Source organism: Rhizobium sp. CAU 1783 (genome assembly GCF_054551725.1).
Window position 1 is genome coordinate 14,986 of sequence record NZ_JBTOLM010000008.1, and the last position, 14,398, is coordinate 29,383.

Annotated in this window: 15 protein-coding genes; 2 read left to right on the forward strand and 13 right to left on the reverse strand. The window is 62.8% G+C overall.

All coding sequences use genetic code 11. From position 1 onward, the window contains the following. Positions 1 to 92: 92 nt before the first annotated feature. Genes ACX93L_RS21255 through ACX93L_RS21295 form a run of 9 tightly spaced genes read right to left on the reverse strand, consistent with a single transcriptional unit; the run spans position 93 to position 9,341 of the window. Complete coding sequence (locus ACX93L_RS21255) at positions 93 to 683, reverse strand: thioredoxin family protein (RefSeq protein WP_459406704.1); 591 nt, start codon at positions 681 to 683, stop codon at positions 93 to 95. A gap of 16 nt (positions 684 to 699) precedes the next feature. Continuing rightward, a complete protein-coding gene (gene rpe, locus ACX93L_RS21260; protein WP_459406705.1) occupies positions 700 to 1,380 on the reverse strand; it encodes a ribulose-phosphate 3-epimerase in 681 nt (226 codons plus the stop codon). Continuing rightward, positions 1,377 to 2,321, reverse strand: a complete 945-nt coding sequence (gene cbbX, locus ACX93L_RS21265; RefSeq protein WP_459406706.1) for a CbbX protein — start codon at positions 2,319 to 2,321, stop codon at positions 1,377 to 1,379. The genes rpe and cbbX overlap by 4 nt, the downstream gene beginning before the upstream one ends. Positions 2,322 to 2,335: 14 nt before the next feature. Further along, positions 2,336 to 2,725: a ribulose bisphosphate carboxylase small subunit gene (locus ACX93L_RS21270; RefSeq protein WP_459406707.1), complete on the reverse strand. Its 390-nt coding sequence runs from the start codon at positions 2,723 to 2,725 to the stop codon at positions 2,336 to 2,338. A 28-nt stretch (positions 2,726 to 2,753) separates the two neighbouring features. Then, entirely contained in the window at positions 2,754 to 4,214 is a 1,461-nt protein-coding gene (locus tag ACX93L_RS21275; RefSeq protein WP_459406708.1) for a form I ribulose bisphosphate carboxylase large subunit, read from the reverse strand. A gap of 30 nt (positions 4,215 to 4,244) precedes the next feature. After that, on the reverse strand, positions 4,245 to 5,324 hold the full coding sequence (gene fba / locus ACX93L_RS21280; protein WP_459406709.1) for a class II fructose-bisphosphate aldolase: 1,080 nt from the start codon (positions 5,322 to 5,324) through the stop codon (positions 4,245 to 4,247). Positions 5,325 to 5,373: 49 nt separating this feature from the next. Continuing rightward, positions 5,374 to 7,401: a transketolase gene (gene tkt, locus ACX93L_RS21285; protein ID WP_459406710.1), complete on the reverse strand. Its 2,028-nt coding sequence runs from the start codon at positions 7,399 to 7,401 to the stop codon at positions 5,374 to 5,376. Between the two features lie 10 nt (positions 7,402 to 7,411). Beyond that, entirely contained in the window at positions 7,412 to 8,281 is an 870-nt protein-coding gene (locus ACX93L_RS21290) for a phosphoribulokinase (protein WP_459406711.1), read from the reverse strand. Between the two features lie 10 nt (positions 8,282 to 8,291). Beyond that, positions 8,292 to 9,341, reverse strand: a complete 1,050-nt coding sequence (locus ACX93L_RS21295; RefSeq protein WP_459406712.1) for a class 1 fructose-bisphosphatase — start codon at positions 9,339 to 9,341, stop codon at positions 8,292 to 8,294. Between the two features lie 103 nt (positions 9,342 to 9,444). Between ACX93L_RS21295 and ACX93L_RS21300 the strand changes: the two genes are divergently transcribed. After that, on the forward strand, positions 9,445 to 10,386 hold the full coding sequence (locus tag ACX93L_RS21300; protein ID WP_459406713.1) for a LysR substrate-binding domain-containing protein: 942 nt from the start codon (positions 9,445 to 9,447) through the stop codon (positions 10,384 to 10,386). Between the two features lie 25 nt (positions 10,387 to 10,411). On the opposite strand, the gene ACX93L_RS21305 is transcribed toward ACX93L_RS21300, so the two are convergent. Continuing rightward, positions 10,412 to 11,035 (reverse strand): exopolysaccharide biosynthesis protein, encoded by a 624-nt coding sequence (locus ACX93L_RS21305; protein ID WP_459406714.1) that lies wholly within the window; start codon positions 11,033 to 11,035, stop codon positions 10,412 to 10,414. A 192-nt stretch (positions 11,036 to 11,227) separates the two neighbouring features. Here ACX93L_RS21305 and ACX93L_RS21310 point away from each other — a divergent pair, with 192 nt between their 5' ends. Continuing rightward, a complete protein-coding gene (locus ACX93L_RS21310) occupies positions 11,228 to 11,671 on the forward strand; it encodes an acyl-CoA thioesterase (protein ID WP_459406715.1) in 444 nt (147 codons plus the stop codon). Positions 11,672 to 11,979: 308 nt separating this feature from the next. Here ACX93L_RS21310 and ACX93L_RS21315 read toward each other — a convergent pair whose 3' ends face one another. From ACX93L_RS21315 to ACX93L_RS21325, 3 genes are all read right to left on the reverse strand, one after another. Beyond that, a complete protein-coding gene (locus tag ACX93L_RS21315; protein WP_459406716.1) occupies positions 11,980 to 13,077 on the reverse strand; it encodes a DUF475 domain-containing protein in 1,098 nt (365 codons plus the stop codon). A gap of 349 nt (positions 13,078 to 13,426) precedes the next feature. Beyond that, positions 13,427 to 13,846, reverse strand: a complete 420-nt coding sequence (locus ACX93L_RS21320; protein WP_459406717.1) for an OsmC family protein — start codon at positions 13,844 to 13,846, stop codon at positions 13,427 to 13,429. Between the two features lie 83 nt (positions 13,847 to 13,929). Continuing rightward, positions 13,930 to 14,337, reverse strand: a complete 408-nt coding sequence (locus tag ACX93L_RS21325) for a hypothetical protein (protein ID WP_459406718.1) — start codon at positions 14,335 to 14,337, stop codon at positions 13,930 to 13,932. Positions 14,338 to 14,398: the final 61 nt, after the last annotated feature.

The following is a 14,398-nucleotide window of genomic DNA, read 5'->3' on the forward strand; positions in this document are numbered from 1 at the left end:
TTGAAAGCCGCCGATAGCTGATCGGCGGTTTTTCTTCGCTTGATCGAAGCTGATGGGGGATTGTCCGCCGGGGGCAGACATTGGAGGCGAAATCAGGACAGGGCCGTCTGCCCGTCCGTTGACCAGGAGGGGTCAATCTTCCACTTGATCGAACAACCGATCGAGGCGTGTTGCTCCTGCGGTCCCCTTGCCGTGCCGGCGACCGCGATCATCGCCTTGTATAGGTCCCGCCTGAGGCCCGGTTGGGCCGCCTCCTTGCGCGAGGCATCGAGGCGTCCGCGATATTGCAGCTCCAACGCCCTGTTGAAGCCGAAAAAATCCGGCGTGCAGACGGCGCCGTAGGCGCGCGCGACCGACTGGTCCTCGTCATGGAGATATGGGAACGGAAGGGCGTGTTCGTCGGCAAACGCCTTCATCTTGCCGAAGGAGTCGTCGGGATAGGCATCCGCGTCATTGGCGTTTATGGCGACGAACCCGATCCCGTAGGTCTCCAGGTCAATTGCGTCACGCACGATACGGTCGATCACGGCCTTCACGTAAGGGCAGTGATTGCAGATGAAGGCGACGACCAGGCCGTTCGGGCCGGCGCAATCGAAGAGCGAGTGCGCCCGGCCGTCGACGCCGGGCAACCGGGCATCCACGGCCTTCCAGCCGAAGGCGCAGAGGGGCGCGATTGCTGCCATCTGTCCGCTCCGTCATTCACGCCGCGCGGCGGACGCCATCGGACGTTCGCCTCAGCGCCGCGATGTTGGTGGCATAGGCGTCCGGTCCGCCCTTGAAGACCGACGAGCCGGCGACGAGCACGTCGGCGCCGGCTCGGGCGACGAGCGGGGCGGTCTCGGGGGTCACGCCGCCGTCGATTTCGATCAGGATCGGGCGTTCGCCGATCATCGCCTTGATGCGGGCGACCTTGTCCACGACGGACGGAATGAAGGCCTGACCGCCGAAGCCGGGATTGACGGTCATCAGGAGGATGAGGTCGAGGCGGTCGAGCACGTATTCGATGACGTTTTCCGGGGTCGACGGATTGAGCGACACGCCCGCCTTGCAGCCGAGGTCGCGTATGGCCTGCAGCGAGCGGTCGAGATGCCGGGTGGCCTCGGCATGCACGGTGATGACGTCGCAACCCGCATCGGCAAAGGCCGCCAGATAGGGATCGCAGGGTTCGATCATCAGGTGGCAGTCGAAGACCCGGTCGGTGCGATTGCGGATCGACTTGATGACCGGAGGGCCGAAGGTGATGTTGGGGACGAAATGGCCGTCCATGACGTCGAGGTGGATCCAGTCCGCGCCGGCTCGGCAGACCGCTTCGACCTCCTCGCCGAGGCGCGAAAAGTCGGAGGACAGCATCGACGGGGCAATGATGGTCTGCGCACTCATGGTTTTTCCTGTCCGGGTTCTGCGGTTGCTCTGGGTCTCATGGAAAAGACGCGGCTTGCGGCAATATCGCGGTCGATGATGGTCGAGAGCTGTTCGGCGTTGACCGGACCTTTCGCCTCTTCGAAGAGGCGGTTCGCCTGGCGAAGTCGCGCCCGGTCGAGCGCATTGCGGATCGATCGGGCATTGGCGAAGTGCGGCTGGCTGCGGCGCCGAGTGATATAGTCCGCCATGACCGCGGTGGCATTGCCGTCGAGATGATAGCCCTGGCGCTGGAGCATGTTTTCAGCGATCGATAAGAGCTCGTCGTCGGCATAGTCGGGAAAGTCTATGTGGTGGGCGATCCGCGAGCGGAAGCCCGGATTGCTTTCGAAGAAGCGATCCATGCGGTCGGCATAGCCGGCGAGGATGACCACGAGGTCGTCGCGGTTGTTTTCCATGACCTGCAGGAGGATCTCGATCGCTTCCTGACCGTAGTCGCGTTCGTTGTCCGGCCGATAGAGGTAATAAGCCTCGTCGATGAAGAGCACGCCGCCCATGGCCTTCTTGAGGATTTCCTTGGTCTTCGGGGCGGTGTGACCGATGTACTGGCCGACGAGATCATCACGGGTGACGGAGACGAGGTGGCCCTTGCGGATGTATCCGAGGCGGTGGAGCAGGTCGGCCATGCGCAGGGCCACCGTCGTCTTGCCGGTGCCGGGATTGCCGGTGAAGCTCATGTGGAGTGACGGGGCCTCGTGGGAGAGGCCCATGGCGCGACGGGCGCGCTCGACCAGGAGAAGCGCCGCGGTCTCTCGAATCCGCCGTTTGACCGGCTTCAGGCCGACGAGATCGCGATCGAGTTCTTCGAGAATGTCTGCGACGCCCGAGGTGCGGTATTCCTCGGCGAGGTCGACCGAAGTCGGCAGCTTCTCTTCCGGGGCGGATCGTTCGGGCATCGCCATGGCTCAATCTCTCCTCAGATGCGTGTCGACCAGGAATAGCTCTGGGAGCGACCCCGGGTGTCCGTGCGGGTCATGGCGAGTGTCGGCTCGCTGTCCGGGCGGTCGACGATGAAGGACATCGTCACCGTCTCGAAGCCGCGGTTTGAATCAAAGGCGTTGAGCCGGATGTAGTGCTGCGGATTGGCCTTGCGGCAGTCGTCCAGCTCCATCATCACGCCCTTGGCGTCCCGGAGGTCGAACATGGGATGCCCCCACATTTCCCAATAGGTGTTCCGCGGATGGGGGTCGTCGGTGTATTCGATACCGATGGCCCAGCCCTTGCGCAGGCAGTATTCCACCTGCGCGGTGATCTGTTCGTCGGTCAGGTCCGGCAGGAACGAGAAGCAGCCCTGGGTAATACGCATTATCGTTTCTCCTTCTTGTCTCGTTCGGTCAGGCGACACTGACACTCGGCACGAAGTCCGAGGTGTCGGTCGGGGTGTAGTTGAAGCTGATATTGCCCCAGGTATCGAGAGCGGCTTCCAGCGGCTTGCACCATTTGGCGGCGGCTCTCAGGATCTCCGGCCCTTCGTTGGCGATGTCGCGACCCTCGTTGCGGGCCAGCACCATGGCCTCGAGAGCCACGCGGTTTGCGGTGGCGCCGGCCTGGATGCCCATCGGATGGCCGATCGTGCCGCCGCCGAACTGCAGCACCACGTCGTCGCCGAAAAGGTCGAGCAACTGGTGCATCTGGCCGGCATGAATGCCGCCCGAGGCGACCGGCATGACCTTCTTGATGTCGCCCCAGTCCTGCTCGAAGAAGATGCCGCGCTGGAGGTCGACCTCGTTCTTGGTTTCGCGGCAGACATTGTAGTAACCCTGCACGGTCAGCGGATCGCCTTCCAGCTTACCGACGGCGGTGCCGGCATGCAGGTGGTCGACGCCGGCAAGCCGCAGCCACTTGGCGATGACGCGGAACGAGATGCCGTGGTTCTTCTGGCGAGTATAGGTGCCGTGGCCGGCCCTGTGCATGTGCAGGATCATGTCGTTCTGGCGGCACCATTCCGAGATCGACTGGATTGCCGTCCAGCCGACGATCAGGTCGACCATCACGATGACCGAACCGAGCTCCTTGGCGAACTCGGCGCGGCGGTACATTTCCTCCATCGTCCCGGCGGTGATGTTGAGGTAATGGCCCTTGATCTCGCCGGTGACAGCGGAGGCATGGTTCACCGCCTCCATGCAGTAGAGGAAGCGGTCGCGCCAGTGCATGAAGGGTTGCGAGTTGATGTTCTCGTCGTCCTTCATGAAATCGAGGCCGCCCTTCAGGCCTTCATAAACCACGCGGCCATAGTTCTTGCCGGACAGGCCGAGCTTCGGCTTGGTGGTGGCGCCGAGTAGAGGCTTGCCGAACTTGTCGAGGCGTTCGCGCTCGACGACGATCCCGGTCGGCGGTCCCTTGAAGGTCTTCACATAGGCGACGGGGAAGCGCATGTCCTCGAGCCGCGCGGCCTTCAGCGGCTTGAACGAGAAGACGTTGCCGATGATCGAGGCCGTCAGGTTGGCGATCGAACCTTCCTCGAACAGGATCAGGTCATAGGCGACATAGCAGAAGTACTGCCCCGGCGTGCCCGGAACCGGGTCGACGCGGTAGGCCTTGGCGCGGTACTGGTCGCAGGCGGTCAGGCGATCGGTCCAGACCACCGTCCAGGTGGCCGTCGAGCTTTCGCCGGCGACGGCGGCGGCGGCCTCGATCGGATCGACGCCTTCCTGCGGCGTGATGCGGAAGAGGGCGATCAGGTCGGTGTCCTTCGGCTCGTAGTGGCCGTCCCAGTAGCCCATCTGGGCGTATTTCAGCACGCCCGCCCTGTAGCGTTCCTTGCCCTTGATTTCGGTCTTTGCGTCGGCGTTCATGGCTCTGTCCTTTCCTTTGTCAGTGAGGGATCAGGCGGCTTCGGAGCGCGCCGTCTGGGGTTTCAGGCTTCCGTTGGCGTAGCGCTTGGCCATGTCGCTCATCGGGATGACCTTGATACGGGAGGCATTGCCTGCCGTGCCGAAGGCTTCGAAGCGCGCCTTGCAGACCGCGGCCATCGCATCCATGGCGGGTTTGAGGAACTTGCGCGGATCGAATTCGTCGCGGCGGGTGTCGGCGACGCGGCGGAACTCGGCGGCGGCGGCGAGGCGCAGGTCGGTGTCGATGTTGACCTTGCGCACGCCGAAGCGGATGCCACGGACGATCTCCTCGACTGGAACGCCATAGGTCTCGCGCATCTCGCCCCCATGGGCGTTGAAGATCTCCTGCCATTCCTCCGGTACGGAGGAGGAACCGTGCATGACGATATGCGTGTCCGGCAGGCGGCGGTGGATCTTCTCGATTACATCCATGGCGAGAACCTCGCCGGTCGGTTTGCGGGTGAACTTGTAGGCGCCGTGCGAGGTGCCGATCGCCACCGCCAACGCATCGACGCCGGTCTCGGCGACGAAGCGGGCGGCCTCGTCCGGGTCGGTTAGCAATTGCGAGCGATCAAGTGCTCCTTCGAAACCATGGCCGTCTTCCGCCTCGCCATGGCCGGTCTCGAGCGAGCCCAGGCATCCGAGTTCGCCCTCGACCGAGACGCCGACCATGTGGGCGAGGCGCGCCACTTCGGAGGTGATGCCGGCATTGTAGGCGTAGTCGGCGGGGGTCTTGGCATCCTCCTTCAGCGAGCCGTCCATCATCACGGAGGTGAAGCCATGCTGGATCGCCGACAGGCAGGTGGAAACCCGGTCGCCATGGTCCTGGTGGATGCAGAGCGGAATATCCGGGTACATCAGCTCCAGTGCCTCCATCATCTTGGCGAGCATGATGTCGTTGGCATAGGTCCGGGCGCCGCGGGATGCCTGCAGGATGACGGGCGCATCGCAGGCCTTGGCTGCCTGCATGATGGCGAGGCCCTGTTCCATGTTGTTGATGTTAAAGGCGGGCACGCCATAGCCGCGTTCGGCGGCATGGTCGAGCAATTGACGAAGCGTGATGCGGGCCATGGTCAGGCATCCTCTCTCTGGCAATGGATGAAAACGGGGTGGATCAGGGTCATTGGCGCCGCCCGCCCTTGGAATTGCCGCACAACCGCTGTGCCTCGGCCACGACATGGTCTGCGGTGATACCGAAATGGCGGTAGAGGTCGCCGGCCGGGGCCGAGGCGCCGAAACCCTGCATGCCGATGAAGCTGCCGCGTGGCCCCATCCACCGATCCCAGCCGAGCCGGCCGGCCGCCTCGATCGCGATGCGCGGGGCGTTTCCGAGCGTCCGGTTCCTGTAGGCCTCGTCCTGGGCTTCGAACTTCTCCCAGCAGGGCATGGAGACGACGGCGGCTTCGATGCCCCGATCGGCACGGAGTCGGTCGGCGGCGGCAACCGCGATCTCGACCTCCGATCCGGTGGCGAGCAGCGTTACGTCCCGAGGCCCCTTCGTCTCGCGGAGCACATAGGCACCGCGGGCAGAGAGATTGTCTTGGCTTTCCCCCTGACGCAGCATCGGCAGGGCCTGGCGGGAAAGTGCCAGCGCGCTGGGCGTCGAAGCCTCCGTTAATGCGAGCTCCCAGCATTCGGCCGTCTCGATGATGTCGGCGGGCCGGAAGACGTTGAGGTTCGGCGTTGCGCGCAGCATGGCGAGATGTTCGACCGGCTGATGCGTCGGTCCGTCTTCGCCGAGACCGATGGAATCATGGGTCAACACATAGACGACAGGCAGGCCCATCAAGGCCGAGAGGCGGATTGCACCCCGGGCATAGTCGGAGAACACGAGAAAGGTGCCGCCGTAGGGAATGAAGCCGCCATGCAGGGCGATGCCGTTCATCGCCGCGCCCATGCCGTGTTCGCGGATGCCGTAGTGCAGGTAACGGCCCTTGAAATCGCCCGGCGCAATCGGCTTGGTCTGGGCCGTCATGGTCAGGTTGGAGCCTGTCAGGTCCGCCGAGCCCCCGATGGTCAGGGGCGTTACGTCGTTGATGACTTCGAGGGTCATCTGCGAGGCCTGGCGGGTGGCGACCTTGGTCGCCTTGCCGCGGTGTTCGGCGCGGAACTTTGCCAGCCGGCGAGCAAGCTCCGGGCCGATCTCACGACCGACGACCTGCTCGTAGCGCTTTCTCGACCGGGAGGTCTCGCGACGGATTTCCCAGGCCTTGCGGGCCGCTCTTCCCCGAACCGCGATATCTTCCCAGGCGGCCTTGATGTCAGACGGAATGAAGAATGCCGGATAGCTCCAGCCGAGTTTCTCGCGAGTTGCGGCAATCTCCTTGTCGCCGAGTGCGGCTCCATGGGTCTTGTGCGAGCCTTCCATGCTGGCGGCACCCTTGCCGATCCTGGTGCGGCACGCGATCAGCGATGGCTTCCGGCTCTTGCGGGCGCGGGCGATCGCTTTGGCAACGGCCTGCGGATCGTGGCCGTCAACGGCCTGGGCGTCCCATCCGGCGGCTCGAAATCGGGCGATCTGGTTCATCGACGTCGAGAGATCGGTGTCGCCATCGATCGAAATGCGGTTGTCGTCCCACATCACGATCAGCTTGCGCAGCTTCAGGTGCCCGGCAAGGTCGATCGCCTCGTGACTGATCCCTTCCTGCAGGCAGCCGTCGCCGGCCACGACATAGGTGAAGTGATTGGCAAGCGCGCCGCCGAAGCGGGCGGCCATCATCTGTTCGGCAATAGCCATGCCGACGGCGGTGGCAATCCCCTGGCCGAGCGGCCCGGTGGTCGTCTCGATGCCCAGCGCATGGCCGTATTCGGGGTGACCGGCGGTCTTCGAGCCCATCTGCCGGAAGGCGGCGAGTTCGCTCATCGGCATGTCGGAATATCCGATCAGGTGGTGGATGGCGTAGAGCAGCATCGACCCGTGACCGGCGGACAGCACGAATCGATCTCGGTCTGGCCAGTCCGGCTTGGACGGGTCGATCTTGATGAAACGGTTGAACAGCACTGTCACCGCATCCGCCATGCCCATCGGCATGCCGGGATGGCCGGAATTGGCCTTCTGGACGGCGTCCATTGCCAGAAAGCGGATGGCATTGGCCATGTCCTGCTCGGACACCGCGGCAGTGGTTTCGATCTTCTGCGATATGTTCATGGTGTCCTCCTCACGACATGCGGTTTTTGCGTTCGAGCAGCTTGTGGATGAGCGGCGTGAAAATGAGCTGCATGGCGAGGTCGAGCTTGTCGCCGGGGACGACGATCGAATTGGCGCGCGACATGAAGCTGTTCTGCAGCATCGACAGCAGATAGGGGAAATCGATGCCGCGCGGATTGGCGAAGCGGATGACCAGGATCGATTCAGCCGGCGTCGGAATCCAGCGGGCGATGAAGGGGTTGGAGGTGTCGACGATCGGCACCCGCTGAAAGTTGATGTCGGTCAGCGAGAACTGCGGGCAGATGTAGTGCACGTAGTCGGGCATGCGTCGGAGAATGGTGTCCGTGACCGCCTCGGTGGAATAGCCGCGGGTCGCCTTGTCGCGATGGATCTTCTGGATCCATTCGAGGTTGATGACCGGAACGACGCCGATCTTGAGATCGCAATGCTGGGCGAGGTTGACGTCCTCCGTCACCGCGCAGCCGTGCAGGCCTTCGTAGAACAGGAGATCGCTGCCCTTGAACTCTTCCCATTCCGTGAAGGTGCCGGGGGGCGTGCCGTAACGGGCGGCTTCCGCCTCGTCGTGAATGTAGTGGCGGGTGCGGCCGACCCCGCGGCGTCCGTATTCGGAGAAGACGTTCTCGAGAATCTCGAGTTCGTTGGCCTCTGCGGCGAAATGGGTGAAATCGACTCCCTTCGCCTTCTCTTCCGCCACCTTCTTCTTCATCGTTTCGCGGTCGTAGCGGTGAAAGGCGTCGCCCTCGATGAAGGATGCGGAGATGTTTTCGCGCTTGAAGATCTTTTCGAAGGTGTCCTTCACCGTCGTGGTACCGGCGCCGGACGAGCCGGTGATCGAAATAATCGGGTATCGTGCTGACATGGTGTTTTCCTCAGGCGCGGAACAGGCCGCGCTTGCCGAACAACGGTGCGCGTTCGCCGATCATGGCGGGGTCGACGTGGTAGCGGGCCACGCGTGCGACCTCGCGGCGGGAACCGAACACAAGTGGCACGCGCTGGTGCAGGTTTTCCGGTTCGATATCGAGAATGCGGGAGACGGCGTTGGTCGCGGCTCCACCGGCATTCTCGACGATCAGGGCGATGGGATTGGCCTCGTAGACCAGCCGGAGACGGCCCTGGGCATAGCCTTTGCGGGTGTCCGCGGGGTAGAGGAAGATGCCGCCGCGGACGAGGATCCGATAGGTGTCGGCGACCAGGGACGCGATCCAGCGCATGTTGAAGTCGCGCTCGCGCGGCCCTTCCGAGCCAGCAAGGCAGTCGTCGACATAGAGCCGGATCGCCTCCTCCCAATGGCGGTAGTTTGACGCGTTGATCGCGAACTCGTGGGCGCGCTCGGGAATGCCCACGGTCTTGTACCCCTGGACGAAGCAGCCCATCCGGTTCGAGAAGATGAAGATCTCCGTGCCGCGGCCGACCGTCAGGACCAGTGCGGTCTGCGGGCCATAGATGAAGAAGCCGGCGGCGAGCTGGGTGTTGCCCGGCTGGAGGAACGTCGACATCGCATCGGCGCCCGGTCCCTTGACGACCGGCAGGATCGAAAAGACGGTTCCGATTGAAACGTTGGTATCGATGTTGGACGAGCCGTCGAGCGGGTCTATCGCGACCGCGATGCGTGCCTCCGGGTCGAGCGCCACCGGATGCTCCAGTTCCTCCGATGCGTAGAAGGCAACCGGTGCGCCGCTCAGAGACGACAGAAAGAGGTCGTCGCAGATGACGTCCAGCTCTTTCTGCAGGTCGCCGTCTGCGTTTGCGCCGCCTCGCAGCCCGTGGAAGGCTTCGCCGAGCGCACCCTGTGCAACCAGCTTGCGGATGTCGAGAGCGGCTGCAGCCAGCCGCTGGATGACCGTCGCGACGTCGCGCGCGGTGTCGTCATGCGCTGTCATGCATGAGACGAGATATGCTTCGAGAGTTGCGCCTGACATGATGTCTCCTCCCAACAACTGTCGAGGGCAGGATTGGCGCTGGCTGTAGATTTGTAAAATTTATTATGTTGACTGACTGGATTAGAAATACTTAGTTTCTAATATGCGTAACGTCACTCTTCGCCAGTTGCGGACCGTCCAGGCCGTGTGCCGATTGGGCAAGATCAATCTTGCAGCCGAGGCCTTGGGGCTGACCGGGCCGGCGCTGACGCTCCAGATCCAGCAGCTAGAGCAGGATGCCGGGGTGCCGCTCTTCGACCGAACGCGGGAAGGCATGGTGCCGACCGGTTTTGGCCTCGCCTTTCTCGAAGCCGCCCGGTCGATCGAGGACAATCTCGCGACGCTCGAGGACGCGATCAGTGCGATGAAGGGGCTCAGGACCGGTCGCCTCAGGCTCGGTGCGGTATCGACGGGCAAGTATTTTGCCCCTCAGTTGATTGCCGCCTTCCGCCGGCAGGTGCCTCTGGTCGAGATCAATCTCTTCGTCGGTAATCGCGCCGAGATCATCCAGAAGCTTCGCGATCACGAGATCGACATAGCCTTGATGGGGCGGCCGCCACGCGACTTCGACGTGCGTTCGCAGGTTTTCGGCGATCACCCGCTGGTCTTCATCGCGCCTGCCGATCATTCGCTTGCGGGCGTGCTCGACATTTCTCGCGAGCGTGTCGCGGAGGAACAGTTTCTCGTTCGGGAGCGGGGATCGGGCACGCGCATCTCGCTCGAGATCTTCCTCAGCGAGGTCCCACGGCGGCTGGAGGAACTCGGCACGGAAATGGGGTCGAACGAGACGATCAAGCAGGCGGTCATCGCCGGTCTCGGCATCGCCTTCCTGTCCGCTCACACCATCGAGCAGGAGATCAAGCTCGGGCGCCTCGTGATCCTCGACGTGGTGGATACGCCGATCCGGAGGCAGTGGTTCAGCGTGTCGCGAGCGGATCGCGCCACCAACCCTGCGATGCAGGCGTTCGAGAAGTTCCTGCTGGCCGAAGGCGCGCGGCACTTGCCGGTGGTGACGAAACCCTATCCGGCCAATGCCTTCGGGTGACAGAAGATCCAGCGTTCAAGGGTGATCAGCCGATTGCCCAGCCAAGTGCCGATGCCGTTCCGTAGACGAGGCCGCCCGACGTACCGAGCGCGACCGCCGCGAGAACGATGCCGGCCAATGTGGCCAATCCGTCGCGTTCCATCAGTCCCATGGCTATGACGATGAGTGCAGCAACCGGCAGGACGTTGCCGAAGGGGATCGGCAGGGCGATGGCCACCGCCAGAAGGAAGACCGGAATGCCGATCAGCGACTGGGCGGTCCTACCGGTCAACGGACGCAGCCGATCGCGGCGCAAAAGGGCCTCTACGCGCTGGATCACCGGTGCGGTGTGTCGGACGACGAGATCCACGGTCGTTGCAGACAGCGTGCGGCGAGCCAGGAAACCCGGTAACCAGACCGACTGATTTCCGACGATGATCTGCAGCGAAACGATTGCCAGGCAGCTGCCGAAGAACATGCCGAAGGGGCCGGGTATCGGGGTCAGGGCCGGGAGAGAGAGAATGAGGATGGCGAAGGCGATGCTGGTCCGTCCCATGGCCGTCAGCAGCTGCCCGAGCGAGATGGTTCCGGATACCGCTGCTGCCTCGGCAAGCGCCGCCAGTTGCTGGGATGCTGTTCCGGGCAGCTTCGGAGATCGGGCTTCGGTCACGGTCTTATCCTTCGATTTTCGGCACTGCGAGGAGCTCCCGCGTCACCGGTTTCGATGTAGGTTCTGTGTGCGACGTAACAAGGCCACCATGGATCGACGGCTGTGGCCAGGCGCTCCCGCGTGCACTACGATATCCGCCAAAAGGCAGAGGAGAGACGCGTGCAGAGCCGCAGTTCGGGACCCGGAAAGTCGATGACAAGATCCTCACCAGCGGACCGGGACACCTATCCGCTCTACCGGATCCTGACCACACGTTGGGCCGACAATGACCTCTACGGTCACATGAACAACGTCGTGCATTACGAATTGTTCGACACTGCCGTGAACGGCTTCCTGATCGACAAGGGACTGCTTGATCCGCACAAGGGAAGCCATGTCTTCCTGGTCGTGGAGACCGCTTGTCGCTATTTCGCCGAGATGGCTTTTCCCGACATCGTGCATGCCGGCATCCGGGTCGCGAAGCTCGGCACCTCATCTATCCGTTACGAGGTCGGCTTGTTCCGCAACGAAGAGCGAACGGCTGCAGCGGAAGGGCATTTCGTCCATGTACAGGTTGACCGGGAAACAAGGCGGCCGGTGCCTCTCGACGAAAAGACCCGGTTCGCTCTCGGGCCGCTGCTGGCTCTCTCTGTCTGATCGTGGAACCGGTCGAGGCATGACATCATTTCCTTCCTGAGCAACCAAGGAGACGATGATGGCAGCCGCATCGAAGATCGACAGGACGAAGCTGGAGCGTGAAAGGCGAGAGAAGGATATGCCGGCCGCAGGCCCACACGCCAGAAAGGAACTCACGGATCCGATGAAGACACCGGGAACCGGATCTTTGCCGGAACCCGGCGCGACAAAGGCCGATGCCGGGCCTGAGTGAATGGCCGTTCTAATTTCCGGAAGGAAAGAGCCGGCGGATCATGCCCGCCGGCTCCTCGTTGGTCAGGTGTTCGAGGTTAGATGCTTTCCGCCACCGTTTCGCGGTCGCGGCGCAGTTCTTCGGCGCGCTCCCTGCGATTGTAGCGGATGGAGGACCACAGCGAGATGCCGATCAGACCTGCGCCACCGAGACCGGTGATCACTTCCGGGATATGCACGAGCGTCTGGCAGTACATGATTACCGAAAGGATCAGGATCGCGTAGAAGGCGCCATGCTCGAGGTAGCGATATTCGGCGAGCGTGCCCTTCTCGACCAGCATGATGGTCATCGAGCGGACGTACATGGCGCCGATGCCGAGGCCGATCGCGATGACGAACAGGTTCTGGCTCAGTGCGAATGCGCCGATGACGCCGTCGAAGGAGAAGCTCGCATCGAGCACTTCTAGGTAGATGAAGGCGCCGAGGCCTCCCTTGGCGGCTTCGGACATCGTCTTCTGCGACTGGTCTAGCAGGCCGCCCAGCACTTCAACGGCGAGGAAGGTCAGGAGACCGTAGATAGCCGAGTAGACGAAGGTGGTGGCATCGGGACCTTCCAGCAGTTCCGCGAACAGCAGGATCAGCAGCAGCACGAAGGCGATTTCGATGCCCTTGATCGAGGCGGAGCGCGCCATGTGCTTTTCGATGATGCTGATCCAGTGCACGTCCTTCTCGTGATCGAAAAAGTAGGTGAGGCCGACCATCATCAGGAAGGTGCCACCGAATGCCGCGATCGGCAGGTGTGCGTCATTCATGATCCGGGCATATTCCGCGGGTTCGCGTGCGGCGAGGAACATGGCCTCGATCGGGCCGATGCCGGCGGCGATCACGACGATCAGGAGCGGGAAGACGATACGCATGCCGAAGACGGCGATGACGATGCCCCAGGTCAGGAAGCGATGCTGCCAGACCGGTGTCATGTCCTTCAGCTTGTTGGCGTTGACGATGGCGTTGTCGAAGGACAGCGAGATTTCGAGAACTGCGAGCACGGCGCAGATGAAGAAGACGGTCGCCATGCCGCCAAGCGTGCCGGTGGTCTGCCAACCGAGCCAGGCGCCGAGCAGGAGGCCGACGATCGTAACGATGAAGGCCCACTTGAAGTAACCAAGGGTGCTGGTTGAGGAGGGGGACGCTTTCATCGGCGCACCTCCTTCAAAACGAGTGATACGTCAGAGGAAAGATGTGAGGATACGCCGCGCGTCGCCCACAACGCACGGGGTAGGAGCGTGTTCAATTTTTGCATTTTCTGAATCCGCCGGCTCATCTTGCTGGCGGTACCGACATCACGAGAGCGCCGTAAACTCTCGCCAGAGGGGCCCGGCACCTAAGTTCATCCGCCGCGACAAAAAAAGTGTCGCAGCCACGGAGCACGCTTGTTTTCACCAAAGACCGGCCTTGCGTCAAGACCTTGGCTTCATCCGCCCCCGCGTAACGCGCATGTAGTGTTGGCGTCTGTGTTTTCCAGCCCCACGCAGCCGCATTGCACGCCTAATTCGTGAGTTGCAGGAGAATTGGCGGATTTCCGTTCAGAGTATTGCTGATTGTGCAGATTTCCTCGGCGGCATGGGCGATCGCCTGCTTCGTCTCGGCATCAAGATCGGCATCTATGGTGAAGACGACTTGGAAGTTCGCGATACGCGAAGGGCCTTCGGTTGCCTTCTCGCCGGTGACGTCGGCGCGGATGTCCCGGATGTGTTCCAGAACGCCAATCCGGCTCGCGGCGATGCGTGCGCTCATCGCCATGCAGGCGGCGAGAGATGCGTAGAGCAGGTCAAGGGGATTGAAGCCGGGTTGGGATGCGCCGGTCACGATGTCGAGCGTTCCGCCGGTCGGAGTGACCACGTGCGGGAAGCCGGTGCGGCCGAGGCTGGCGCTCGCGCCGGTCGGGCGGGTTTTCGGCTGGTGCATCGCATGTCTCCGGTTTTCGCTGCCGCAAGGTGTAGCGGAGCGCCGGTCCGACGATCAAGCGACCATCGTGAGATACGAACCGGTCAGAGGCTCTGGCCGATCCTCGCCGTGCCGGTCTGGCCGTTGTTCCGGGTCCACTTGAGCGTGTTCGCTCCGACGCGTTCCAGAACGAAGCACATCGGTTCCCCTTTGTACCAACTGGTGAACTTCTGGCAGAGCCGGTTTCCGTCGATCCACCATTTCCCGGTGTCGGAAGGCTTGGCGAAACGTCCCAGGCCAAGCGCCTCGCCGGTTCCGTCGACCCGCCCGTCGCGGCGGTAGTTGAGCGGGAACTCTCCGCCGAACGGCACCGCGAGATAGATGCGGCGCCCGATGATCGTGTTCTCGATCTCACTGGCGCTGTATTGCTGCTGATTGGCATGAAGGGTCTGCGGGCTGGTCAGTCCCATGACGATCGCTGCAAGTAATTTCATCCTCGTCAGTTTTGTCATCGATGCTCTCCACCTCGGTTGGCGACGCTTTTCATACAAGCGCCTACGGGCGAAGCGTGAC

What these genes read in the sequence shown, in the direction of transcription:
- ACX93L_RS21255 (WP_459406704.1), bottom strand. Translation starts at nt 683, where the DNA reads ATGGCAGCAATCGCGCCCCTCTGCGCCTTCGGCTGGAAGGCCGTGGAT.
- rpe (WP_459406705.1), bottom strand. Translation starts at nt 1,380, where the DNA reads ATGAGTGCGCAGACCATCATTGCCCCGTCGATGCTGTCCTCCGACTTT.
- cbbX (WP_459406706.1), bottom strand. Translation starts at nt 2,321, where the DNA reads ATGGCGATGCCCGAACGATCCGCCCCGGAAGAGAAGCTGCCGACTTCG.
- ACX93L_RS21270 (WP_459406707.1), bottom strand. Translation starts at nt 2,725, where the DNA reads ATGCGTATTACCCAGGGCTGCTTCTCGTTCCTGCCGGACCTGACCGAC.
- ACX93L_RS21275 (WP_459406708.1), bottom strand. Translation starts at nt 4,214, where the DNA reads ATGAACGCCGACGCAAAGACCGAAATCAAGGGCAAGGAACGCTACAGG.
- fba (WP_459406709.1), bottom strand. Translation starts at nt 5,324, where the DNA reads ATGGCCCGCATCACGCTTCGTCAATTGCTCGACCATGCCGCCGAACGC.
- tkt (WP_459406710.1), bottom strand. Translation starts at nt 7,401, where the DNA reads ATGAACATATCGCAGAAGATCGAAACCACTGCCGCGGTGTCCGAGCAG.
- ACX93L_RS21290 (WP_459406711.1), bottom strand. Translation starts at nt 8,281, where the DNA reads ATGTCAGCACGATACCCGATTATTTCGATCACCGGCTCGTCCGGCGCC.
- ACX93L_RS21295 (WP_459406712.1), bottom strand. Translation starts at nt 9,341, where the DNA reads ATGTCAGGCGCAACTCTCGAAGCATATCTCGTCTCATGCATGACAGCG.
- ACX93L_RS21300 (WP_459406713.1), top strand. Translation starts at nt 9,445, where the DNA reads ATGCGTAACGTCACTCTTCGCCAGTTGCGGACCGTCCAGGCCGTGTGC.
- ACX93L_RS21310 (WP_459406715.1), top strand. Translation starts at nt 11,228, where the DNA reads ATGACAAGATCCTCACCAGCGGACCGGGACACCTATCCGCTCTACCGG.
- ACX93L_RS21315 (WP_459406716.1), bottom strand. Translation starts at nt 13,077, where the DNA reads ATGAAAGCGTCCCCCTCCTCAACCAGCACCCTTGGTTACTTCAAGTGG.
- ACX93L_RS21320 (WP_459406717.1), bottom strand. Translation starts at nt 13,846, where the DNA reads ATGCACCAGCCGAAAACCCGCCCGACCGGCGCGAGCGCCAGCCTCGGC.
- ACX93L_RS21325 (WP_459406718.1), bottom strand. Translation starts at nt 14,337, where the DNA reads ATGACAAAACTGACGAGGATGAAATTACTTGCAGCGATCGTCATGGGA.